The following is a 22,876-nucleotide window of genomic DNA, read 5'->3' on the forward strand; positions in this document are numbered from 1 at the left end:
ACCGCGGCTCGTCCATGATCGACACTCGCGGCCATCAGATCATCGCGTCAACCGTCACAACCTGGAACTCAGCATGAGCGCCCTGTTCACTCCGATCAAGCTGCGCAGTCTCGAACTCGCCAACCGCATCATGGTGTCGCCGATGTGCCAGTACTCGGCCGAGAATGGCGCGGCCAATGACTGGCACTTCACCCACGTCAACACGCTGGCGCTGTCGGGCGCGGCGATGTTCTGCATCGAGGCGACGCATGTCGAGCCGATCGGGCGCATCACTCCCGGCTGTCTCGGGTTGTGGGACGACGTGACGGAAGCTGCGCTGAAGCCGATCCTGGCCTCGGTTCGCAAACATGCGAAGGCTGCGGTTGCGATGCAGCTCGCCCATGCCGGCCGCAAGGGCTCCAGCCACAAGCCGTGGGATGGCGGACAGCAGATTCCGCTCGCGGACGGCGGATGGCAGACGGTCGCGCCGTCGGCCTTGCCGCACAAGGAGGGCGAGCTCGCGCCGGAGGCGCTCGATCTCGCGGGCCTGGCCCGCATCCGCGATGCGTTCGTTTCCGCATCGCAACGGGCGGCGCGCCTCGGCATCGACGCGATCGAGCTCCACGGCGCGCATGGCTATCTGTTGCATCAGTTTCTGTCGCCGATCGCCAACCAGCGCACCGACAGCTACGGCGGGTCTCTGGAGAATCGCATGCGCTTTCCGCTCGAAGTTTACGATGCGGTGCGCGCCGTCTTCCCTGCGGACAAGCCGGTCGGCATGCGTGTCTCGGCCACCGACTGGGTCGACGGCGGCTGGGATCTCGATCAGACCATCATATTTGCGCAAGCGCTGAAGCACCGCGGCGCCGATTGGATCGACGTCTCCTCGGGCGGCGTGTCGCCGTTGCAGAAGATCACGCTCGGACCCGGATATCAGGTGCCGTTCGCCGCGGCCGTGAAACAGGCGACGGGGCTTCCCACCATTGCGGTCGGTCTCATCACGCAGGCGCAGCAGGCCGAGGAGATCGTGGCCTCGGGCAAGGCTGACATGGTCGCGCTGGCCCGCGGCATGCTCTATGACCCGCGCTGGGGCTGGCACGCGGCAGCGGAGCTCGGCGGACAAGTCGCCGCACCTCCGCAATATTGGCGCTCGCAGCCGTCGACGCAGAAGGAGCTGTTCGGCAAGACGACGTTCGGTGCACGCTGACCGCTCGCTTCCGGGTGTGATCGCTTGCCCCGGCGGTCAATTCCAGGTAGCGTGCGAAGGCGGTGCCGCGTGTGGCGGGTCATGGCAAGCAATGTTCGCCGAGCGGTTAGCGACAGACCAGGATCTCAGTAGCACCTCCAAGCGCCGGAGTCTGGCGCCGGCTTGGCGCGTTGCTGATCGACATGGTGGCCATCGCGGCCATTCTGCAGGTCTGCGCGTTGGTCCTTTTTCCGCTGAGCCACGGCCGCGTTCAGTTTGCCGACGGCATCTATGCCATCAGCTGCAGGAAGCTTGACGCGATCCCGCCCGGGGTCCCCGTGCCCGCCGATCTCAAGCCCAACCGGATCGTCGATTGCACAAACAGCGTGTTCGGCCTGCCCTCTGCCCGCATGGTGCGGGTCGCGCAGGTCACGCGGGACGGTCCGTTCACCAAGGAAGTCCACGTCGACAGCATGCTCGATGCGGAGGGCACTCCGGTCAAGGGACTCTCGCTCGGGATTTTCCTGCTGCCGCTGTTGCTGGTTCTGCGCGCCATATTCGACACGGCCGCCGGCACGCCCGGCCGAAGGATTTGTCGTATTCGTCTGGCGAGCGCCGATTGCAGTGCAGTGACGAATGCCGCGGCCGGGCGGCGTTACGGCCTGCTGCTCTTGGTCGTGAGTCCAGCGCTGATCTGGTCGGTCGTGGTATCATTCCTGGACATCGCCGCGTTGCCGGCATCCTTGCTCATTGGCGTGACGCTCGCATCGTATTGTCCGCTGCTGATCGTCGGCCTCGCTGCATGGCGGCAAGTCTACATGCGAAGGGACAGCTGGTACGACCAGTTCGCAACCACTGCCGTCTATTGCGTTGATCGCGGGTGGGCAAGTGCCGAGCCGTCAACTCCGCTCTCGCCCGCGCCGTTGAGCCCGCAGCGGAGCTACCTCGCCCGGCACTGGCGCGGTGAGCTGTCCTTGCCCGTGTCGTACTGGGTCAACGGAGCACTGCTCGGGGTGATTGCGACGCTCGCGATCGAAGTCGTGACCGCGCTGGTCGCGCAGCAGGGATTCGATGCGCAGCCGCTGCCGGCGCTCGTCCTGATGTGCGTGATATGGCTCTGCATCTTGTTGTTCACGCTTTGGCAGACCGTTGGCATCTGGCGCTCGTCGACGCGCTATAGCGGTGGCGACAACGGCGCGTGGGGCGGCCTGGCGAAGATCATGGTCGCGCTCGGCGTCGGAATCTCGGTTTGGCATTTCTTCACGCAAGGCCTGCCGCGGATCGCAGGCATTGCCGAAATCGTCGCCGGCGACAGCTCTCTGGGACCGCACCAATTCAAGGTCCTCGCCTCTGGCGAAATGCTGGAATTCACCGGTGGCATCAAGTACGGCACGGCCAAGGAGCTCGAAGGTTTCCTGAACGCGATGTCGGAGGTCAAGACGGTGCGGCTCGATTCAGCCGGCGGCCGCATCCGCGAGGCGCAACGGATGTCCGACCTGATCAAGGCGCGCGGATTGTCGACCCTGGTCGAGAAGCAATGCCTGTCGGCCTGCACCATTGTCTTCTTGGGCGGCAAGGACCGCATCGTCGTGTCAGATGCACGGCTCGGTTTCCATCAGCCCTCCTATCGCGGAATCACCGCTGCCGAGCGCAGCCGGACCATAGCGATCGAGGAGGAGCGGCTGCAGAACCTGGGGCTGTCCCGCGCCTTTGCCGAACGCGCCAATATGGCGGAGCCGAGCTCGATGTGGTTTCCTGACCATGCCGAACTGCTCAGGGAGCATGTCGCGACCCGCCTCGTGCCTGCGACCGCAACTGCCGCGGCTGCGTCGGCAACGAAGGTTCGAACCATCGCGGTGGATGGCGCCGCCCCGAACAGCGAGCAGTCGGCCGCACCTGCCCCGCCGCGGCCCACGGTTTACCTGCCGCCGGACCTCGTGCAGCGACTCCAGTCGGAGAAACCTCCCGGTCGCTTTCCATCACCCATGACGGGCCTCAAATAGCCGCGAGCTGCGCTGACGTGTGCTCGCCCCTCAAACAGTCGGTGATTGTCGGCGTCTCATGACGTGCTAGACTTCGCAGACCACGTGCGGCGATGCCGACTCGTCTGGTCGTGTTTCGTCTCGCGTGACGATGAGCGCATCACGAAGATGCGCCGCAATACAAACGCGAGAGGAAAGCGCCATGGAAATCGGATATTTCACGATGCCCTCGCATCCGCCGGAGTGCGGATTGAAGGAGGGGCAGGAATGGGATCTGCAGGTCCTGCGGTGGCTCGACGAGCTCGGCTATCAGGAAGCCTGGATCGGCGAGCATCACACCGCGCCCTGGGAGCCGCATCCGGCGCCCGACCTGATTCTGGCGCAGGCCTTCCGTGAAACCAAGAACATCCGGCTCGGGCCCGGCGGTTTCCTGCTGCCCTATCGTCACCCGGCCGAGCTCGCCAATCGCGTCGCGATGCTCGATCACCTCTCCGACGGCCGGCTCAATTTCGGCATTGCCGCATCCGGCCTGCCGAGCGACTGGGCGATGTTCAACGTCGACGGCATGAGCGGCCAGAACCGCGAGATGACGCGCGAGGCGCTGGAGATCATCCTGAAGATGTGGTCCGAGGACGCGCCATGGACGTACAAGGGCAAGTACTGGACGGTGACCAAGCCCGACGTGATGTTCGACTTCCTCAAGCCGCACATCAAGCCGGTGCAGGCGCCGCATCCGCCGATCGGCGTCGCCGGCCTGTCGAAGAACTCCGATACGCTGAAGCTCGCCGGTGAGCGTGGCTTCATCCCGATGAGCCTCAACCTCAACCCCGCCTATGTGTCGTCGCACTGGGACTCGGTCGAGGCCGGCGCCGCCAAGTCCGGTCGCAAGCCCAGCCGCAGCGATTGGCGGCTGGTGCGCGAGGTGTTCGTCGCCGATACGGACGAGGAAGCCTGGCGTTTGTCCTCCGGCGACATGATGGGACGGATGATGGGCGAGTACTTCCTGCCCCTGCTCGGTCATTTCGGCTTCAAGGACTATCTGAAGCACTCACCCGACGTGCCCGATTCCGACGTGACGGTGGACTATTGCGCCAGGCGCAACTGGATCGTCGGCTCGCCGGCGACGGTGACCGAGAAGATCGAGAAGATCTGGCATGAGGTCGGCGGCTTCGGCACCCTGTGCGTGTTCGGCTTCGACTACAAGCACAAGCCGGAAGCCTGGCACAACTCGCTGCGCCTGTTGAAGCAGGAGGTGATGCCGAGATTGAGCCACCTCAATGCCGGCCTCACCAAGGCCGCCTAGTCTCTTGGCGCCAGCATTGACCCTCCCTTTCGGGCAATGCTGGCGTCAAAAGAAATGTAGCTAAAATTTTCGCGCGAGTGCAGCTTCAGATTTGACGTTTGGGTGACGGTCTTGCCGTTAGGACGGATCCAGGCGCCGAATCCGCCGCATGCGTGTGGCGGTCTGACATTGGGGGCAGGTCATGCGGTTTCGCGTCAGGAAGTTTGCCCATATCCTCGAACGCTCGGGTCTGGCTCTGGCGGGCGCCGCCTGCGGCGTCTTCGTCGGGGCCCATGTCGGCTCCAGCGTTCCGTTGCTGACCACGCAGGGCTTCCTGATCGTGATGATGCTGTCTGGGGCACTGGGCTTCTATCTCGGCATCGACACGCCGCAACTGCCTTTTCATCCTCATGAGGAGAACTCGCCGGAGGCGAAGATCGATACGGCCGAATTTCTGAGCGCCTTCGGGACCTTCCTCGCAACCCTCACGGCGTTCTTCGCCGTTGCCATCATCATCCTGCGCGAGGATCCGCACATCGTCTGGACGTCGCTGATCATGGTCGGCTGGATCATCGGCGTGATCATGCAGATCGTTTCCGGCGCGATCGCCCGTCTGCGGCGCTGATTTTCCCTGTTCAATTTTTGGGCTAACGCTGTCGCGAGTTTCATCTTGCGGCGGCGATCGCGGTCGTGTGAGCTCCTGCATCAGGGGCTCGACCTGTGATGCCACGTCGTTCGTGGGCGCATTGCGCGACCGACACAGGTCCTGGCGACGTTTCCAAAGCGTTGCCCGCAGTCGTATTGGAGCCGTTCTACAGCGCTGCGCGCGGACGATCCAACAGTCCATGCGCCCAGAGCAGGCATCACATCAGAAGCTGCATGGCGATATCGCGCACCTTGGCGCGCTTGATGCATCGCGGCCGGCAATGACATTTGGGAAGTTCATCATGTTGAAACGGGTGCTGCTGGGTGTGGTCATTGGCTGCGGACTGTCCGCGGCGCAAGCGGAGGAGCCGAAGGTCGGCGGCGTGGTCAACGCGGTGATCCAGCCCGAGCCGCCCGGCCTGATGCTGGCGATGGTCCAGAACGGCCCGACGCAGATGGTGTCCGGCAACATCTTCGAAGGCCTGCTGCGCTACAGTCCCAAGCTGGAGCCGCTGCCCGGCCTCGCCGAGAGCTGGACCATCAGCCCGGATGCCAAGGTCTACACCTTCAAGCTCAAGAAGGGCGTGACCTGGCACGACGGCAAGCCGTTCACGTCGGCCGACGTGCTGTTCTCGATCGACATGCTGAAGCAGACGCATGCGCGCGCTCGCAACAACCTCGCAATTGTCGAGAAGGTCGAGGCGCCGGATGATCTCACGGTGGTGTTCAGGCTGAAGGAGCCGTTCGGTCCCTTCATCGGCATCTTCGAGGTCGGCTCGATGCCGATGGTGCCGAAGCACCTGTATGAAGGCACCGACTACAAGACCAATCCGAACAACAACGCGCCTGTTGGCACCGGCCCCTTCATGTTCAAGGAATGGCAGAAGGGATCCTTCATCCGGATGGTGAAAAATCCGAACTACCATGAGAAGGGCAAGCCCTATCTCGACGAGGTCTACTGGCAGATCATTCCCGACGCCGCCGCGCGCGCGGTTGCCTTCGAGACCGGCAAGGTCGACGTGCTGCCGGGCGGCTCGATCGAGAATTTCGACGTGCCGCGCGTCTCCAAGCTGTCGGGCGCCTGCGTCACCGGGGCCGGCTGGGAGTTCTTCTCGCCGCTGTCGTGGATGTGGCTCAACAACCGCCACCCGATCCTGGCCAACAAGAAGGTGCGCCAGGCCATCATGTATGCCATCGATCGCGACTTCGCCAAGGACGTGATCTGGAACGGCCTCGGCAAGGTCGCAACCGGACCTTCGGCATCGACCATCAAGTTCTATTCCGACGACGTGCCGAGATATCCGTACGACCCGGCCAAGGCCAAGGCGCTGCTCAAGGAGGCCGGCTACAAGGGCGAGAAGATTCGCATGCTGCCGCTCGCCTATGGCGAGACCTGGCAGCGCTGGGGCGAGGCGGTGAAGCAGAACCTTCAGGACGTCGGCATGAACATCGAGACGATCGCGACCGACGTGCCCGGCGGCAACCAGAAGATCATGGAGTGGGACTACGACATCGCCTTCACCTATCTGTATCAGTACGGCGATCCCGCGCTCGGCGTGTCCCGCAACTACATCACCTCGGCGATCGCCAAGGGCCAGCTCTTCAACAATGTCGAGGGCTATTCGAACCCGGAGGTCGACAAGCTGTTCGCGGAGGGCGCCACGGCGCCGACCGACGCCAAACGCAAGGAGGCCTATGACAAGGTGCAGAAGATCCTGGCTGAGGACGTGCCGGTGGCCTGGCTGCTCGAGCTCCAGTTCCCGACCATCACCAAGTGCAAGGTGAAGAACCTGATCACCACCGGCATCGGCGTCAACGACGGCTTCCGAGACGCTTGGCTCGACAAATAGTGGTGCACTCCGGGGCGCGGCCATGACCCCCGCTCCGGTGTTTCGCTGTCCCGCCGAGCTGACCTTCACGGACCTTTCATGCTCTCCCTCATCGCCCAGCGCGTCGTGAAAGGCGTCATCGTCCTTCTCGCCATCATCGTGCTGAATTTCTTCCTGATCCGGCTGGCGCCGGGCGATCCGGCCGTGGTCATGGCCGGCGAGGCCGGTGCCTCGGACCAGATCTTCGTGGCGCAGTTGCGCGAAAAATTCGGCCTCGACCGTCCGCTGCCGGAGCAGCTCCTCATCTACGTCAAGGGTATCGCCAGCCTGGATCTCGGCTTCTCGTTCCGTCAGCAGGCGCCGGTCGCCAGGCTGATCGCCGAACGATTGCCGGCGACCCTGCTGCTGACGCTCACGGCGTTCGCGATCTCGCTCGGTCTCGGCATCCTGTTCGGCGCGCTCGCCGCGCGCTTCGCCGGCACGATCCTCGATATTGCAATTACCGTGCTCGCGTTGATCTTCTACGCGACGCCGCTGTTCTGGATCGCGCTGATCGCGATCCTGCTGTTCTCGGTCTGGGTCGATTGGTTGCCGAGCTTCGGCTATGAAACGGTCGGTGCCGGCTATACGGGAGTCCGCCACGCGCTCGACGTCGTCGCACATCTCGCGATGCCGGCCGCGACGCTCGGCCTGTTCTTCATGGCGACCTACACCCGCATGACCCGCGCTTCGATGCTCGAGGTCAAGCGGCTCGACTTCGTCAAGACCGCGCGCGCCAAGGGCCTGCGTGACGGCGTCATCCTGCGCCGCCACGTGCTGCGCAACGCGCTGCTGCCGGTGGTGACCTTGGCCGGCGTCCACGCCGGCACGCTGGTCGGCGGCGCGGTATTGACCGAGACCGTGTTCGCGTGGCCCGGCATCGGCCGGCTGACGTATGACGCGCTGATCCAGCGCGACTACAATCTCCTGCTCGGTGTGTTCGTGGTCTCCTCGGCGATGGTGCTGATCTTCAACCTCGTCACCGACCTCGTCTATCGCCTGGTCGATCCGCGCATCGAGTACGCGTCATGAGGCAGTTCTGGCGAACCATGCTGCGCAGCCCGAGCGGCATCATCGGGCTGATCATTCTCGCACTGGCGATCGTCGTCGCGGTGGCCGGCCCGTTCTACTTTCCCAACTCGCCGTGGCGCATGGCGCAGCGGCCGTTCGTTCCGCCGTTCACGCTGTCGAAGGTCCCGCTCGGCACCGATGCGCTCGGCCGCGACGTGCTCGCCGGCCTGATCTTCGGCGCGCGCGTCTCGCTGCTGGTCGGCCTCGTCTCGACATTGGTGGCGTTGATCGTCGGCGTGCCGCTCGGCGCCATCGCCGGCTATTTCGGCGGCCGGGTCGATGACGCGCTGATGCGCTTCACCGAGTTCTTCCAGACCATCCCGAGCTTTGCGCTCGCGATCGTGCTGGTCGCGATCCTGCAGCCGTCGATCTATTCGATCATCGCCGCGATCGGCCTCGTCAGCTGGCCGCCGGTGGCGCGCCTGGTCCGCGGCGAGGTGCTGAGCCTGCGGACCCGCGAATATGTCCAGGCTGCGGTCGTCACCGGCCAGAGCAATGCCTGGATCATCTGGCGCGAGATCCTGCCCAACGCGCTGTCGCCTGTCATCGTGCTGGCCTCGCTGATGGTCGCGACCGCGATCCTCCTGGAGTCCTCGCTGTCGTTCCTCGGCCTCGGCGATCCCAACCTGATCTCCTGGGGCTATATGGTCGGCGCCGGCCGCACCGTCATTCGTCAGGCGTGGTGGATCACCGTGTTTCCCGGCGTCGCGATCCTGTTGTCGGTGCTTGGCCTCAATTTGATCGGCGAGGGCCTGAACGATGCGCTCAACCCGCGCCTGTCGCGCGAGGGCAGGTGAGCCGTGGCTGATCCCGTCGTTGCCATCCGCAACCTCCGTATCGCTTTGCCGCCGGGCGCCGAGCGCGCCCACGCCGTCGACGGCGTCTCCTTCGATCTTACCGCGGGCAGGATCGTCTGCGTGGTCGGCGAATCCGGCTCGGGCAAGTCGATGTGCGCGCATGCGCTGCTCGGGCTGCTGCCCGATACGGTGAAAGTGGAGAGCGGCGAGATGCGCTTCGAGGGGCGCGACCTGCTTGCCGTCGATGAGGACGGCTGGCGCGATCTGCGCGGCCGCCGCATCGCGATGGTGTTCCAGGAGCCGATGACCGCGCTCAATCCCTTGATGCGGATCGGCGAGCAACTGATGGAGGTGTTCGAGGCGCATGATCTGCTGAGCCCCCGCGAGCGCCGCGCCAAGGCGCTGGCGCTGGCGCGCGAGGTCGGCCTGCCCGATCCCGAACGGATCATCCGCGCCTATCCTCATCAGCTCTCCGGCGGCCAGCGCCAGCGTGCGATGATCGCGATGGCGCTCGCGCTCGAGCCTGCGGTGCTCGTCGCGGACGAGCCGACCACCGCGCTCGACGTCACGACGCAGGCGCAGATCCTCAAGCTGATCCGCAACCTGCAGGCCAGCCACAACATGGCGGTGATGTTCATCACCCATGATTTCGGCGTCGTCGCCGACATCGCCGACCAGGTCGTTGTTCTGCGCCATGGCAAGGTGGTGGAGGAGGGCACGGCCGCCGCCGTGCTCGGCCAGCCGCAGCACGACTACACCAAGGCGCTGCTCGCGGCCGTGCCGTCGTTCGACCCGCCACCGCGTCAATCACGCGAGGCTGCTCCTCGGGCGGTGGAGGTGATCGGCCTCGACAAGACCTATGTGACGCCGACCGGCTGGTTCCGCCCGAAGCGCGAGACGCGCGCCGCGCATGCGGTCAATTTCGCGATCCACCAGGGCGAGACGCTCGGACTCGTCGGCGAGTCCGGCTCGGGGAAGTCATCCGTTGCGCGTCTGGTGATGCGGCTGATGGAGGCCGATCGCGGCACGGTGCGGATCGGCGATGTCGATCTCACGGCGCTGGAGGGGCGCGCCTTGCGCGCGCAGCGTCATCGCATCCAGATGATTTTCCAGGATCCGTTCGCCTCGCTCAACCCGCGCCGCAAGGTCGGCCGCATCATTGCCGACGGCATGGTCGCGCGCGGCACGCCGCTCGACGCGGCGCTGAAGCGCGCCCAGGAGCTGCTCGGCATGGTCGGGCTCGACGCCGGCGCCATCGGCCGCTATCCGCACGAGTTCTCCGGCGGCCAGCGTCAGCGCATCGGCATTGCGCGCGCGCTCGCGCTGGATCCGGAGATCATCGTAGCGGACGAAGCAGTGTCGGCGCTCGATGTGTCAGTCCAGGCGCAGGTGTTGCGGCTCCTGGAAGATTTGAAGGCGCGCCTTGGTCTGTCGATGCTGTTCATCACGCATGACCTGCGGGTGGCCGCGCAGATCTGCGATCGGATCGCCGTCATGCAAAAGGGCGAGATCGTCGAGCTGAAGCCGACCGCGGCGCTGTTCGCCAATCCCGAACACGCCTATACGCGCGAGCTGCTCGCTGCCGTTCCCGGCCGCAAGCACGGTACGGCGTGATTTGCGTAAGCCGGCCGCCGGTCGGAACCATGGAGCATCGTGCCGGGTCGGGTTCAAATGCTTGCAACATCTTCGGCGTATTTGGATTATAATAAGACTGGACCCCGATGGGGCCGCAGGGTGGTCGCCCGAGCTGGTACGCGCCAAGACAGCGGGCTCGTGCTCCCTCTACCCGCGGCCTTCATTGAACCGTGCCGTGCTGCGCCAGTCTCGACAGGATGTCGCAGCGGCGTTCACCATCCCAACGAGGACTCTCATCATGTCGGAGCGCAAGCCAACGGCCGCCGTGCGCGAGGCTCAAAAAGCCTTCAAGCCGGCCGAGCCGACGAGAAGCGATTATGAAAAGGCGCAGAGCGCCTTCGATCAGAACCGCGAGCGACTGAAGGCCGAGCGATTGGCGCGTGAAGCGGCTGACGGCGCCGGCAAACAGCCGAAGAAGCTGGCGTGAACCGCCAGCCTCTTCCCGTCGATTTCGGCGGGCATGCCGTCGCTTGCTCAGCTGCGCGGGGGCGTAGCGGTAAGCTGGTCCCGCGGCCGTTCACGATCGGTGTGCGTCGAGGTCGTTGAGGGGAGCGCGCCCGGCCGCGCTGCGGGTACCTTCTTGACCGGCGCCGGCAGCAACCCTTCGCGGATGGCCTGCTTGCGCGCGACTTTGCGATGGCGCCTGATCGCATCGGATTTCTCGCGCGTCTTGCGCTCCGATGGCTTCTCATAGGATCTGCGGCGCTTCATCTCGCGGAATACGCCTTCGCGCTGCATCTTCCGCTTCAGGATGCGCAACGCCTTCTCGACGTCGTTGTCACGAACAAGAACCTGCAAAAGTGTCCTCCTTGTCTTCATCTCTATCGATGAAATTCGGTTGGCAAAGCCGAGCGGCGCTGCGGCGGGGCGAACGGCGCGCTCAGCAGAGCGGCGTCAATGAAACGTGTTGCTCACAATGTTATGAGTCACGATACGTGCGAGACACGGTGATCCCCTTCGTCGGAAGGCGGGAGCACGAGTGTCTCTCAGCCATCGATGGCCATGCCGTTACCGATGGTGCTGTGAAGATAGGGGCAATCTGCTGATATTGCCAGCGCGAGCCGACTCAACGGTTCCGGCCCTCGGCAAACTATATTTGCTGCGCGGCCTTGTAATCCCCCAGAAAATCTCTACCTTGAGGTAGTTCGATTAGCCGCTGTGCCTTTCTGAATGTGCCTGTGGGCTATTTCCAAAAGTCATCGCTCAGTTGAATGAGATCGCGTGATGGTCGCGCGGTGAATGATTTGGAGATAGACATGCAGGGTACGGTCAAGTGGTTCAATGGCCAGAAGGGCTTTGGTTTCATTCAGCCGCAGGATGGCGGGAACGACGTGTTCGTTCACATCAGCGCTGTTGAACGCGCTGGTCTCGCCGGTCTGGCTGAAGGCCAGAAAGTCAGTTTTGAGGTCAAGACGGACAAGATGCGCGGTAAAACCAGCGCAGAAAATCTCGCGCTGGTCTGATCGCACTGATCTGACGTCTCTGACGTCTTGGGCCATTTCACGGATGTACTGAAATGGCCGGTTTGCCCGCTCGATCCTGTATTGAGCGGGCTTTCTGCGTCTCGACGGTAACCCGCATTTCCGGAAGGATCGGTCGATGGCCACCAAGAAGATGTCAGAACGCTCCCCCGAAAGCATTGCGCGGTCGGAGCGCCAGCGCGTCGCCGCCGAGGACGGGGCGAAGGCGCGCGCCGAATGGGATCAGCGCGCGACCGCGGTCCGCAAGAACATGGAGCGGCTGCGCGTGTTGCGGCTCGCCAAGGAAGCGGAAGCTGCGCAAGCGGGTTCTGACGCGGCGCCTGCGCCGAAGCGGCGGAAGAAGGTCGCTCGCTAGGGCGGTTTCGTCTCGCCTTCCGACGTCGGCTGCCCGGTGGAACTATCGGAACTTCAGATCCGTTGCCGGTGCTCGAACAGACGGGCGATCCATGCCTGATCATTACGTCTCAACCGCGTCCCGCGTACAGACCCGACCTTCGTACCGAGGAGGCTGACGTGGCCAAGTCGACAGCTACAGACGTTCGCATCGCCAAGGACGAGACGCAGCGTGGAGGCCAGACGATCGCATTCGCGCTCGCAATCGGCGCCACGCGGCAGGTCTGTCATCTCGAGACCTGCTTTTGCACCCGCAACCAGGCGTTCGCCTATCTGCAGCGAAACCGCACGGCGTTCGAGCAGATGGCGCGCGAGCAGTTCGCCCGTGGCGAGGTGACCGACGGCGTCATCCATCTGCGCATGATCTGAGGCGATCCGCCACACGCGGGCCTCTGAAGACGCTGCCCGACGCGCAACGCGCCGTTGCTACTCCGCCTTCTGTTTGACCGGAAGCGGGACGCGCTCATAGGACGCGGGCAGATTGACGGGCCGGTAGTCCTGCGATTCTGCGATCCGCATCAGCACGCTCTCGTGGATGAACGCGCCCTCGGGAATGAAGCGCGGCTCGCAATTCGGAACGTACAATCCGAAATGCGCCTTGCGCTCCGGCCACTCCTTGTACGTCGCGCTCTTCGGCAGCCATTCCAGCAGCCGCCAGGCCGGCGTCATCGAATCGTGCAGGGGGCCCTGGACGCTCGGCGCCACATAGGAGAACGGACTGTTCTTGCGCTGCACGCCCCAGGCGAGCTGATTCACCGTGCGCGGATTGACCGTCAGCCCGGCCTCGACCGCCTCGTCGATCATCCACAGCAGCGGATATTTCGAAGCCGCCGACCGCACCTCGGGATAGCCGCCGCCGACGTCGGAATGCACGCCGGCGAACCACACCTGTTTGGCGTCCTGCGGTCGCGCCTGCGCCTTGTTGAAGCGGTTCGGCGTGAAGGTCTGCGGCATCCCCCACGGCTTCAGCCGGAACATGCAGCGGCGCTCGTCGATCGCCGCAGCCTGACGGAAGATCTTCACGCTCGGGTTCTCGATCGTGAAGGCGAGCTCCTCAAGGCTCGGCAGCGCAAACAGCCGGTCGGTGCGCGGCACGATCACGCTCGCCACCGTGTCCCACACGCCGACGAAATGGATCGTCGGCCAGCGCGTCGAGGTGATCCGCGCGAACTGCGCGGCCTGGTCGGCGCGGCTCTCCGGGATCGGCCCGTCCTCCTCGGTGCTCTCGAGCTCCTTGGTGATGCCGCGCCCGGCCTTCGGATTGTCGGAGGAGTACTTCTTGTAGGCAATCACGCCCGGGCCGACGAGATTGATCTGACCCGGCGAGATCAGCCCGATCTTGTGGATCAGCCCGGCCAGCACGCGCACGGTGTAGGCGCCCCGCGAGAAGCCGAACAGGAAGATGCGATCGCCGTCCTGGTACTGCGTGGCCAGGAAAGAGTAGGCGTTGATGACGTTGTCGTCGAGGCCGTAGCCCGTCGCGAGCCCCAGCACCATGTTGAAATTGGCCTTGAAGCGATGCCAGCTGTCGGGCTGCGTCAACGTGCCGACGCCGGGATCGTAGAACACGACCTGATGCGGTGTCGTCTTGTCGGTCTTGCGCAGGCACCGATAAAGCTTGAGCACGTTCGAGATGTTCTCGCTGATCTCGTTGCCGGTGCCGTCGCAGCAGATGACAATATTCTTCATGGCAAAGGAATGTCCGCAATAATGCTACCGCAACGAGTGTAGAGCATCCGGCTGGTGTTGGGGAGGTCGGTTCCCTATGGCACTTCGTCTGGGTCGCTGTTGCGCGCGGCGCGGCGGACATCGCGAAGTGACTGCGGGGCGCCGTTGTACGAACGGATGGTCACCCGACCAGTCCTGCCGCCCCACGCCTGCTGCCCGTGTCCAGAGTTGTCAGTTGGTCACGGCATCCGCAAGCAAAACGGCCGGATCTCTCGACCCGGCCGTTTCGACATCTCGTTCAGCTTGAAGCCGCGCCCGTGACGCGTCCGGCTTCTGCATCAATCCTGAATTTCGGCGCGCTCTCTCAGCTCGCCTTGGCGACCGGGGCAGCGTCCGCCGCCTTCTTCTCGATGGCGCGCTTCAGCTCCAGCGCGCGCGGCGACAGGGTCGCGGCGTTGGCCTTGAGCAGATAGGCATCGAGGCCGCCATTGTGGTCGACGCTCTTGAGCGCGTTGGTGGAGACGCGCAGGCGCACGTTGCGGCCGAGTGCATCCGAGATGAAGGTCACGTTGCACAGGTTCGGCAGGAAGCGCCGCTTGGTCTTGATGTTGGAGTGGCTGACCTTGTGGCCAACCTGGGGACCCTTGGCCGTCAGTTCACAGCGCCGCGACATGGCAATAAATCCTCTCTCATCCCCGCACCCTTCGTCCGCCTGTGTCGGCGGGCCGCGGGGGTCCAAAACTCGTCCAGCTCGTCTCTGGGAGATGCGGTCGTATAGGGGGGATGCGGCTTTTCGTCAAGGTTTTGAAGGCCGCAGCGAATAGAGGGAGCCGGGCCGGCGAACCCGAAGGGCGCGACCCGTGCATCCTCCTGGTCGGGCCGAAATCGCCAACCAGCAGAAAAGCAGGCGTATAATCAATAGCATAGCCGATAGTTTAGACCATATAAAGGGCGCATTCGGACGTGATGGATGGATATCCCGCGAACAGTCCGAAATGCCGGAATGGCGGCATGCTGGCGCGGTCGGAGGTTCGCGGCTCGGTTCCGGCAGAGCTGCGGATGACGGTCTGAGTGCTGTTCAGCTGCAAAGCGCTGGACAAACCGCCATTGTCGGACGGTTCGCGTTGTTTGAAGGCGTTTTTGGCTTAAGTAGCAGGGACGGCGCGTCGGATCGGTCCGGCGCTCAGGCAGGCGGATCGGTAGGATCATTCGTCACGTGACCATCATCTCGGTTCCCTCATTTCTCTGCTGTCGCCTGGCCGCGGCCGGGGCAGCGCTCTGCCTGTTGTTGCTGGCGCAAAACGCCCAGGCGCAGGCTCGGTTGGACGCTCAATACGAGGCTTCCCTGGCTGGCATCCCCGTCGGCAAGGGTACCTGGGCGGTCGAGATCGGGGATGATCAGTATGGTGCCGCGGCTCAGGGCGGCACCGCCGGCCTGCTCAAGAGCTTCTCGCAAGGATCAGGCACCGGCTCGGTGCAGGGGCGCGTCGTCAACGGCGCCCTGGTCGGCCAGAGCTACCAGGCCTCGACCACGACGGGAAAGAAATCCGAGCAGATCCGCATCAATCTGCAGAACGGTACTGTGAAGGACTTCGCCATCGAGCCGGCGCCTCCGGTCGATCCCGACCGCATTCCGGTGACGGATGCCCACAAGCGTGGCGTGCTCGATCCGATGACGGCCTCTCTGGTGCGCGTGCCGGGCAACGGCGAGCTGCTGTCGCCGGACTCGTGCCGCGGCGCTGCGCCCGTGTTCGACGGCCGCATGCGCTACGAGCTCAAGCTCGACTACAAGCGCATGGAGAACGTCAAGGCAGACAAGGGTTATCGTGGCCCGGCGCTGGTCTGCGCGATCTACTTCACGCCAGTCGCGGGCTACATCCCGGACCGGCCGGTGATCAAATATCTGGCTCAGGCCCGCAACATGGAGATCTTCTTCGTGCCGATCGCCGGCACCCGTGTGCTGGTGCCGTTCAAGATGGTGATCCCGACCCCGTTGGGGACCGCGATGCTGGAAGCGACGTCGTTCATCACCCAGGCGGCGCCGCACGTCGCCAAGACCCAGTAGTGCGTCGTTTCTCTGCTCCTCCACATCGGAATCTCGTCGTTGCGGCACAGCCCCGTCAGCGGCCGTGGCGTGATGGTCTGACGGCATGCCGTCCGCTATCGCTTGAATCCGATGGAGATTCCGGGTTCGCGCTGCATGATCTCCGGACTGACGGGCTCATGAGCTCCGATTTGTCGGTACCCCCTATGGATGCTGTCTGCTGCGCGTGAATCCGTTTGACTCTTCCCTGATTCTGATTCGACTCGGGACGCGCTGAACGCGCGCCAGTTCCATCGCGAAAGCGTTGCTTGTGGAGCCCGCGAAAACTTGATCTAGTGCTGGCTTGATGGCAGAGCGCGAGATGTTGCGGTGAACGAAGCCGGAAAGCCGACGGAGTCAGCGATTCCTTCGCGATTCGTTCTCAAGGCGTTCCGAAGCTTAAGCTGCGTCACTATATGCGTCACAATGTGAGACAGGGGTCAGCATCGCAGCCTCTCCAGACACACGATTATTCCGCATCCGTCGCGCGTGAACGGCGCGCTTCCAACGCCGGCTTCGAGACCCACATTTAACGAATGGCTTTTCCGTCCTCTTCGGCTGCCTCGCCTTTCGAGCGCACGTCCGACCGCGCTCCCGGAAGCGGCGTCACCGCCGTGCTCGGCCCCACCAACACCGGCAAGACGCATCTGGCGATCGAGCGCATGCTCGCGCATTCCTCCGGCATCATCGGACTGCCGCTGCGGCTGCTCGCGCGTGAGGTCTACAACAAGATCGCCGATCGCGTCGGCAGCGAGGCCGTCGCGCTGATCACCGGCGAGGAGAAGATCAAGCCGAAAAATCCGCGCTACTGGGTGTCGACCGTCGAAGCGATGCCCAGGGATCTCGACGTGTCGTTCCTGGCCGTCGACGAGATCCAGATCGCGTCCGATCTGGAGCGCGGCCACGTCTTCACCGACCGCATCCTCAATCGCCGCGGTCGCGACGAGACGCTGCTGCTGGGTGCTGCGACGATGCGCCCCATCATCGAGCGTCTGCTGCCGGGCGCGTCGATGGTGACGCGGCCACGATTGTCGCAACTCGAATTCGCCGGTGATCGCAAGATCACGCGACAGCCGCGCCGGACCGCTATCGTGGCGTTCTCGGCCGACGAGGTCTACGCCATCGCCGAGCTGATCCGCCGCCAGCATGGCGGCGCCGCTGTCGTGCTGGGATCGCTGTCGCCGCGAACCCGCAACGCGCAGGTGGCGATGTTCCAGAACGGTGACGTCGACTATCTCGTCGCCACCGATGCGGTCGGCATGGGGCTCAATCTCGACGTCGATCACGTCGCCTTCGCGTCCGACCGCAAATATGACGGCTATCAGTTCCGCCGGCTCACGCCGTCGGAATTTGCCCAGATCGCCGGCCGTGCCGGACGCGCGACGCGCAATGGCACGTTCGGCACCACCGGACGTTGTGCGCCATTCGAGCCCGAGCTGGTCAATGCGCTCCAGAACCATGCCTTCGATACCGTGAAGGTGCTGCAATGGCGCAACTCCCGGCTTGATTTCGCGTCCTTGAGCGCGCTTCAGGTCTCGCTGGCGGTCGCGCCGGCGCATGAGGCGCTGACGCGCGCGCCGATTGCGGAGGACCTGCGCGTGCTCGATCACGCCGCGCGCGATGCCGAGGTGCGCGACATCGCTCACGGCGCGGCCGCGGTCGAGCGTCTGTGGGAAACCTGCCAGATTCCCGACTATCGCAGGCTGTCGCCGGCCGCCCATGCGGAGCTGGTGACCACCGTGTTCGGCTTCCTGATGCAGAAGGGGCGTATTCCGGACGCCTGGTACGCGGCCCAGGTCGATCAGGCCGACCGCGTCGATGGCGACATCGATACGCTGTCGGGGCGGATTGCACAGATCCGTACCTGGACCTTCGTGGCCAACCGGCCCGACTGGCTGCGCGACCCTGATTATTGGCAGGGGATTACCCGCGAACTCGAAAATAAATTGTCAGACGCCCTTCATGAACGGCTCACGGAGCGTTTCGTTGATCGTCGTACCAGTGTATTGATGCGGCGCCTGCGGGAGAACAGTGTTTTGAATACGGAAATCGGCAAGACTGGCGAAGTGATCGTTGAAGGGCACGCGATCGGCCGCCTGGATGGATTCACCTTCGCGCCCGACGCCGCCGAAGCCGGCTCGGAGGCCAAGGCCTTGCAGGCTGCTGCCCAGAAGGCGCTGGCCGGCGAGATCGAGGCGCGCGCCGAGAAGCTGTCCAGCGCGCCTGACGAGCACATCGTGCTCACCGCCGACGGCACGGTGCGCTGGACCGGCGACGCGGTCGCCAAGCTGGTCGCGGCCGACGACGCGCTGCATCCGCGCCTGCGCATCATCGCCGACGAGCGGCTGACCGGTGCTGCGCGCGACAAGGTCCAGGCGCGACTCGATCTGTGGCTGAAGACGCATATCGAGAAGCTGCTCGGCCCGCTGTTCGAGTTGTCCAAGGCCGAGGACATCACCGGCATCGGCCGCGGCATCGCGTTCCAGCTGGTGGAGGCGCTCGGCGTCATCGAGCGCGCCAAGATCGCCGCCGAGATGAAGGATCTGGACCAGCCGTCGCGCGCCACCTTGCGCAAGTACGGCGTGCGCTTCGGTGCCTACCACATCTACGTCCCGGCGCTGCTCAAGCCCGCCGCGCGCGCGCTCGCTGCGCTGCTGTGGGCCGAGAAGCAGGGCAATGTCGACATGTCCGCGCTGACCGGCGCGCAGCATCTGGCGAGCTCGGGCCGGACCTCGTTCCCGGTCGACAAGGCGCTGCCGCGCGATGCCTATCGCGTGCTCGGCTACAAGCAGGCGGGCGAGCGCGCCGTGCGCGTCGACATCCTGGAGCGGCTGGCCGACCTGATTCGTCCCGCCCTGGCCTGGCGCGACAATGCACCGGGCGAAAAGCCGGCCGGCGCCTTCGACGGCCGCGGCTTCGTGGTGACGCAGGCGATGACCTCGCTCACCGGCTCGGCCGGCGAGGACTTCGCCTCGATCCTGCGCGCGCTCGGCTATCGCATGGAGAAGCGCCCGCCGCTGCCGCCCAAGCCGATTGAGAAGCCCGTCGAGGCTGCTGCCGTCGCAGAGGCTGCCGCTGCGGAAGCCGCTCCGGCTGAGCCGGCAGATGCGCAGGCCGTGCCGGCCGAGGACCTCGCAGTTGTCGCCGGCGAGCCGGCCGACGAGCAGGTTCCCACCGTCGCGGAGGCCGCCGTCGCTCCGGTGACCGAGCAGGCCGTCGCCGTGCCCGCGGTGGTCGGTGAGGAGCAGGCGGAAGCCGCGTCGGTGTCGGCCTTGGCATCGCTGCCGACCGTCGATTTCGTCACGCCGGATGTGGCGGACGAGGCGTCCGTGGCCGAGACGGCTACCGAAAGCGTCGTCGCCGAGGCGGAAACCGCCGTCGCTGCGGATGCGCCGCAGCCCGAAGCCGCTGAGGCCGTCGCGAACGAGGCAACGAGCATCGGCGACGCTTCGGCTGAAGCCGCCGCGGCGGAAACTGCTGCTGGATCGAACGCTACCGAGGCTTCTCCCGCCGAGGCCGCGCCTGCTGCCGAGCCCGTCCTGGTCGAGGTCTGGCGGCCGGGCGGGCGTTCGGAGGAGCGCCGGCCGCGCCACGACCATCATCATCGCGGCCGGCCCAACCGTCCGCAGCATGAGCGCGGGCAGGCCGCCGGCGGCGGCCAGGCACCGGCCGGGACCGCTCCGGCCGAGGGCGGCGAGGCGCGCGAGCGCCATCACCGCGGCCATGGCCGGCGCGACCGGATGAAGGAGTTCGGCAAGGACTTCCGCAAGGGCCCGCCGGAGGCTGGTGCGGCTCCACCAGCCGAGGGCGCATCGGCGCCGGCGCGCGAGGATCGCGGGCCGCGCCGCGATCATGATGCCAAGGGGCGCGACCAGAACCGGGATCGCAACAAGGGTGGCAAGTTCGGCGGTGACCGCGAGGGGCGCGGCGGCCGCGACTTCGGCAAGGGCGGCCGCGACAAGCGCGACAGCGGCCCGGCGCTGCGGCCCTACGCATCGAGCAGCGGCGGCGGCCGGGATCGCGACCGTCCGGTCGATCCCAATTCGCCGTTCGCCAAGCTCGCCGCGCTCAAGGAGCAACTCGCGGGGAACAACCGCAAGGACTGAGCGGCAAGATCGGTTGGCAAGATTGGTTGGAAGGACAACGCCGACGTCCGACACCCCGTCAGAGCGCCAGCGCCTCGACAAATGGCTGTGGCATGCGCGGCTGGTGAAGGCGCGCACCAGCGCCGCGGCGCTGGTGTCGTCGGGGCATGTCCGGGTTAATGGTGTGCGCGAGACCTCGCCGGGCCATGGGGTGAAGACCGGTGATGTGCTGACCATCGCGCTCGATCGCAGCGTGCGCGTGCTCAAGGTGACCGGCTTTGCCGAGCGTCGCGGCGATGCCGCCTCGGTGCGCGGACTGTACGATGATCTGGATGGCGGACGATCCTGATCGATTGCGCCAGAGCAATGTCCGGTTCAGTTCTTCGCCCCGCTTCACTTGCGGCACACCACGTCCTGCGCTAGTCCAAGCCAGCCGAATTGTCGATCCGTTCCGGAGCCTTGGATGACTTACGTCGTCACCGAAAACTGTATCAAGTGCAAATACACCGATTGCGTCGAGGTCTGCCCGGTAGACTGCTTCTACGAGGGCGACAACATGCTGGTCATTCATCCGGACGAATGCATCGATTGCGGCGTGTGCGAGCCGGAATGCCCGGCCGACGCGATCAAGCCGGATACCGAGCCGGGGCTGGAGAAGTGGCTGGGCGTGAACGCCGAATATGCCAAGTCCTGGCCCAACATCACCCAGAAGAAGGACCCGCCGGCCGACGCCAAGGAGCACGACGGCGAGGATGGAAAGTTCCAGAAATATTTTTCGTCGAAGCCCGGCGCCGGAGACTGACGGTCGTCTCGCTACCTGCGCGGCACCAGCGCGCCCCGTCCTGCGGGGCGCCATCGCGCCGATCGAAATCGTTGCGCGGAAACAATGGCCTAGAACACCTCATGCGGTGAGCGGGAACCGCTGCATGAGTTGTTCTATTCCGGCACGTTGCACTTAACCCTAACTTCGTGGATCCGTCACAATACCGCCCCTGCGGCCTCTAAATCATTGATTTTTGCGGCAAATGTGCTATATATAGCACATTCTCAGAGCCGAACCCGGCCATGCGTAACCTTTTTTGGCCGCCCTTTTAGGTTCCCGCAACATCAAACAGGGGCGTGGCAGTTCCGCGCGCAGGCTGTGTCACAGAAAACGCGTAAAAAGAGTGCTTCCAAGAGTACAAAAAAAGCCGCCGCGGCCAGCCGCAGCGTTTCCAAGGGCCGTGCCCGGGCTCCTGTAAAGGAGATTCGGGCTGCCGCGAAGGCCTCGGCTGCCAAGTCCACCAAGAACAAAAGAAGCGCAATGCCTGAAAAGACTGCCAAGACTGCCGCGAAAGCATCCGCCGCGAAGACCACTCTTGCAAAGGACTCTGTTGCCAAGGCTGCGCCTGCCAAGGCCGCCGCTGCGCCCAAGGCTGCCACCAAGACCGCCGTTCCCGCGGCCGCTGCCCCTGTTGCCAAGCCTGCCGTCGCCGCCAAGCCGGCTGTTCCCGCCGCGGCCGCGCCGCGCGTCGAGGAAAAGAAGCTGCCGACCCAGCGCCAGGGCTTCAAGACCAACGAATTCGTCGTCTATCCGGCTCACGGCGTCGGCCAGATCCTGGCCATCGAGGAGCAGGAGATCGCGGGCGCCAAGCTCGAGCTGTTCGTCATCAACTTCATCAAGGACAAGATGACGCTGCGGGTGCCGACCGCCAAGGTCGCCAATGTCGGCATGCGCAAGCTGTCCGACCCGGCGCTGGTGAAGAAGGCGCTGGAGACCCTGAAGGGCCGTGCCCGCGTCAAGCGCACCATGTGGTCGCGTCGCGCCCAGGAATACGAAGCGAAGATCAATTCGGGCGACATCGTCGCGATCGCGGAGGTCGTGCGCGATCTCTACCGTTCGGAGTCGCAGCCCGAGCAGTCCTACAGCGAACGCCAGCTCTACGAAGCGGCGCTCGACCGTCTGTCGCGCGAGATCGCCGTCGTGCAGCACTCGACCGAGACCGAGGCTGTCAAGGAGATCGAGACGCAGCTCGCCAAGAGCCCGCGCCGGGGTGCCAAGACCGAAGCCGATGCGGTCGCCGAAGGTGATGCGGAAGGCGAGGGTGACGACATCGATGGCGACGACACCGCCGTGGCCGACGAGGCCGCCTGATCGACCGTTTGCGTTTTCGAATTAGTTGCTTACGAAAGCCCGGCCGCAAGGTCGGGCTTTTTTGTTTGGGCGTGTCGCCTTGACGACGTCCCGCTACTGTTCTTGGATCGTCAGCTGCGGGGGTGTCTGCGCAGCGGGCGTCCCATGCTTTGCCTCGACATAGGGGGACGCCATGTCAAATCCGGTGTTTGGACTGGCATCCAGCCCTCTTGCTGAGCTCGTATTCGTCGACGTGTATCGCGACGGCGGTTCATACGATGCCCGTTTCGAGACCGTGGACGGTCAGCCGATCGCGCTCTGGCTGCAGCGATCGAGGATGCCCGATGCTGAGGGGCTGCACCACCGGGAGCTGTTCGTCCACGACGGACAGCAGGACCCGGACGATCTCCAGCCGGTGGCCATAGGCAGTGCGGAAGAGCAGGATGTTCTACATCGCCTCGACGAATTCGTGGTCGGCCACGGCTCCGGCTGCGATGTCGGCGCGCTTGCTCGTCTCGTAAAGATGATAGGCTACATTCGGCGCCGTGAGCCGGTTTTTCCTACTTCCCAGCTGGAACGACGTCCTCCGGAAAGCTGGCCGAGCTGAG

Annotated in this window: 21 protein-coding genes; 18 read left to right on the top strand and 3 right to left on the bottom strand. The window is 64.8% G+C overall.

Annotated elements, in window-relative coordinates; all coding sequences use genetic code 11:
• Nucleotides 1–73: 73 nt before the first annotated feature.
• From QX073_RS17505 to QX073_RS17545, 9 genes are all read left to right on the top strand, one after another.
• Entirely contained in the window at nt 74–1,186 is a 1,113-nt protein-coding gene (locus QX073_RS17505) for an NADH:flavin oxidoreductase/NADH oxidase (protein ID WP_316203055.1), read from the top strand.
• Between the two features lie 170 nt (nt 1,187–1,356).
• Nucleotides 1,357–3,168 (top strand): hypothetical protein, encoded by a 1,812-nt coding sequence (locus tag QX073_RS17510; protein WP_316226092.1) that lies wholly within the window; start codon nt 1,357–1,359, stop codon nt 3,166–3,168.
• A 181-nt stretch (nt 3,169–3,349) separates the two neighbouring features.
• Nucleotides 3,350–4,450 carry an LLM class flavin-dependent oxidoreductase gene (locus tag QX073_RS17515; protein ID WP_316226093.1) on the top strand — a complete coding sequence of 367 codons (1,101 nt, stop codon included), beginning with the start codon at nt 3,350–3,352 and terminating at the stop codon, nt 4,448–4,450.
• A gap of 181 nt (nt 4,451–4,631) precedes the next feature.
• Nucleotides 4,632–5,054 (top strand): hypothetical protein, encoded by a 423-nt coding sequence (locus QX073_RS17520; protein WP_315715425.1) that lies wholly within the window; start codon nt 4,632–4,634, stop codon nt 5,052–5,054.
• 322 nt (nt 5,055–5,376) lie between these two features.
• Nucleotides 5,377–6,924, top strand: coding sequence for an ABC transporter substrate-binding protein (locus tag QX073_RS17525; RefSeq protein WP_316226094.1), 1,548 nt, complete (start codon nt 5,377–5,379; stop codon nt 6,922–6,924).
• Between the two features lie 78 nt (nt 6,925–7,002).
• Nucleotides 7,003–7,974 (top strand): ABC transporter permease, encoded by a 972-nt coding sequence (locus QX073_RS17530; protein ID WP_316226095.1) that lies wholly within the window; start codon nt 7,003–7,005, stop codon nt 7,972–7,974.
• Nucleotides 7,971–8,810, top strand: coding sequence for an ABC transporter permease (locus QX073_RS17535; RefSeq protein WP_316226096.1), 840 nt, complete (start codon nt 7,971–7,973; stop codon nt 8,808–8,810). The genes QX073_RS17530 and QX073_RS17535 overlap by 4 nt, the downstream gene beginning before the upstream one ends.
• A 3-nt stretch (nt 8,811–8,813) precedes the next feature.
• Nucleotides 8,814–10,424: an ABC transporter ATP-binding protein gene (locus QX073_RS17540; RefSeq protein ID WP_316226097.1), complete on the top strand. Its 1,611-nt coding sequence runs from the start codon at nt 8,814–8,816 to the stop codon at nt 10,422–10,424.
• Between the two features lie 259 nt (nt 10,425–10,683).
• A complete protein-coding gene (locus QX073_RS17545) occupies nt 10,684–10,872 on the top strand; it encodes a hypothetical protein (RefSeq protein ID WP_315715240.1) in 189 nt (62 codons plus the stop codon).
• Nucleotides 10,873–10,919: 47 nt separating this feature from the next.
• Here QX073_RS17545 and rpsU read toward each other — a convergent pair whose 3' ends face one another.
• Entirely contained in the window at nt 10,920–11,243 is a 324-nt protein-coding gene (gene rpsU, locus QX073_RS17550) for a 30S ribosomal protein S21 (protein ID WP_315715241.1), read from the bottom strand.
• Between the two features lie 458 nt (nt 11,244–11,701).
• On the opposite strand from rpsU, the gene QX073_RS17555 reads away from it, so the two are divergent.
• The 3 genes from QX073_RS17555 to QX073_RS17565 all read left to right on the top strand — a co-directional run bounded on the left by QX073_RS17555 (nt 11,702) and on the right by QX073_RS17565 (nt 12,688).
• Complete coding sequence (locus QX073_RS17555) at nt 11,702–11,908, top strand: cold-shock protein (protein ID WP_315715242.1); 207 nt, start codon at nt 11,702–11,704, stop codon at nt 11,906–11,908.
• A 136-nt stretch (nt 11,909–12,044) separates the two neighbouring features.
• Complete coding sequence (locus QX073_RS17560) at nt 12,045–12,281, top strand: transcriptional regulator (protein ID WP_315715243.1); 237 nt, start codon at nt 12,045–12,047, stop codon at nt 12,279–12,281.
• A gap of 158 nt (nt 12,282–12,439) precedes the next feature.
• Entirely contained in the window at nt 12,440–12,688 is a 249-nt protein-coding gene (locus QX073_RS17565; protein WP_315715244.1) for a hypothetical protein, read from the top strand.
• 57 nt (nt 12,689–12,745) lie between these two features.
• Here the strand turns inward: QX073_RS17565 and QX073_RS17570 are convergent, their stop codons facing one another.
• The gene (locus tag QX073_RS17570; protein WP_315715245.1) at nt 12,746–14,008 is read right to left on the bottom strand and encodes a DUF2235 domain-containing protein; all 1,263 of its coding nucleotides are present in this window, start codon (nt 14,006–14,008) and stop codon (nt 12,746–12,748) included.
• Nucleotides 14,009–14,351: 343 nt separating this feature from the next.
• Entirely contained in the window at nt 14,352–14,660 is a 309-nt protein-coding gene (gene rpmB / locus QX073_RS17575) for a 50S ribosomal protein L28 (protein WP_172114511.1), read from the bottom strand.
• A gap of 615 nt (nt 14,661–15,275) precedes the next feature.
• Here rpmB and QX073_RS17580 point away from each other — a divergent pair.
• The 6 genes from QX073_RS17580 (at nt 15,276) to QX073_RS17605 (ending at nt 22,875) form a co-directional block, all read left to right on the top strand.
• The gene (locus tag QX073_RS17580; protein ID WP_316166456.1) at nt 15,276–16,052 is read left to right on the top strand and encodes a DUF3108 domain-containing protein; all 777 of its coding nucleotides are present in this window, start codon (nt 15,276–15,278) and stop codon (nt 16,050–16,052) included.
• 554 nt (nt 16,053–16,606) lie between these two features.
• Nucleotides 16,607–20,176, top strand: coding sequence for a helicase-related protein (locus tag QX073_RS17585; RefSeq protein WP_315825513.1), 3,570 nt, complete (start codon nt 16,607–16,609; stop codon nt 20,174–20,176).
• Nucleotides 20,177–20,198: 22 nt separating this feature from the next.
• Complete coding sequence (locus QX073_RS17590) at nt 20,199–20,504, top strand: RNA-binding S4 domain-containing protein (RefSeq protein WP_315752296.1); 306 nt, start codon at nt 20,199–20,201, stop codon at nt 20,502–20,504.
• 114 nt (nt 20,505–20,618) lie between these two features.
• Nucleotides 20,619–20,957, top strand: a complete 339-nt coding sequence (gene fdxA / locus QX073_RS17595; RefSeq protein ID WP_315715248.1) for a ferredoxin FdxA — start codon at nt 20,619–20,621, stop codon at nt 20,955–20,957.
• A gap of 501 nt (nt 20,958–21,458) precedes the next feature.
• Nucleotides 21,459–22,289, top strand: coding sequence for a CarD family transcriptional regulator (locus QX073_RS17600; protein WP_315825512.1), 831 nt, complete (start codon nt 21,459–21,461; stop codon nt 22,287–22,289).
• A 172-nt stretch (nt 22,290–22,461) separates the two neighbouring features.
• Entirely contained in the window at nt 22,462–22,875 is a 414-nt protein-coding gene (locus QX073_RS17605) for a hypothetical protein (RefSeq protein WP_316193288.1), read from the top strand.
• Nucleotide 22,876: the final 1 nt, after the last annotated feature.

Source organism: Bradyrhizobium sp. SZCCHNS3052, assembly GCF_032484495.1.
Taxonomy (GTDB): domain Bacteria; phylum Pseudomonadota; class Alphaproteobacteria; order Rhizobiales; family Xanthobacteraceae; genus Bradyrhizobium.

What these genes read in the sequence shown, in the direction of transcription:
- QX073_RS17505 (WP_316203055.1), top strand. Translation starts at nt 74, where the DNA reads ATGAGCGCCCTGTTCACTCCGATCAAGCTGCGCAGTCTCGAACTCGCC.
- QX073_RS17515 (WP_316226093.1), top strand. Translation starts at nt 3,350, where the DNA reads ATGGAAATCGGATATTTCACGATGCCCTCGCATCCGCCGGAGTGCGGA.
- QX073_RS17520 (WP_315715425.1), top strand. Translation starts at nt 4,632, where the DNA reads ATGCGGTTTCGCGTCAGGAAGTTTGCCCATATCCTCGAACGCTCGGGT.
- QX073_RS17525 (WP_316226094.1), top strand. Translation starts at nt 5,377, where the DNA reads ATGTTGAAACGGGTGCTGCTGGGTGTGGTCATTGGCTGCGGACTGTCC.
- QX073_RS17530 (WP_316226095.1), top strand. Translation starts at nt 7,003, where the DNA reads ATGCTCTCCCTCATCGCCCAGCGCGTCGTGAAAGGCGTCATCGTCCTT.
- QX073_RS17535 (WP_316226096.1), top strand. Translation starts at nt 7,971, where the DNA reads ATGAGGCAGTTCTGGCGAACCATGCTGCGCAGCCCGAGCGGCATCATC.
- QX073_RS17545 (WP_315715240.1), top strand. Translation starts at nt 10,684, where the DNA reads ATGTCGGAGCGCAAGCCAACGGCCGCCGTGCGCGAGGCTCAAAAAGCC.
- QX073_RS17555 (WP_315715242.1), top strand. Translation starts at nt 11,702, where the DNA reads ATGCAGGGTACGGTCAAGTGGTTCAATGGCCAGAAGGGCTTTGGTTTC.
- QX073_RS17560 (WP_315715243.1), top strand. Translation starts at nt 12,045, where the DNA reads ATGGCCACCAAGAAGATGTCAGAACGCTCCCCCGAAAGCATTGCGCGG.
- QX073_RS17570 (WP_315715245.1), bottom strand. Translation starts at nt 14,008, where the DNA reads ATGAAGAATATTGTCATCTGCTGCGACGGCACCGGCAACGAGATCAGC.
- rpmB (WP_172114511.1), bottom strand. Translation starts at nt 14,660, where the DNA reads ATGTCGCGGCGCTGTGAACTGACGGCCAAGGGTCCCCAGGTTGGCCAC.
- QX073_RS17585 (WP_315825513.1), top strand. Translation starts at nt 16,607, where the DNA reads ATGGCTTTTCCGTCCTCTTCGGCTGCCTCGCCTTTCGAGCGCACGTCC.
- fdxA (WP_315715248.1), top strand. Translation starts at nt 20,619, where the DNA reads ATGACTTACGTCGTCACCGAAAACTGTATCAAGTGCAAATACACCGAT.
- QX073_RS17600 (WP_315825512.1), top strand. Translation starts at nt 21,459, where the DNA reads ATGCCTGAAAAGACTGCCAAGACTGCCGCGAAAGCATCCGCCGCGAAG.
- QX073_RS17605 (WP_316193288.1), top strand. Translation starts at nt 22,462, where the DNA reads ATGTCAAATCCGGTGTTTGGACTGGCATCCAGCCCTCTTGCTGAGCTC.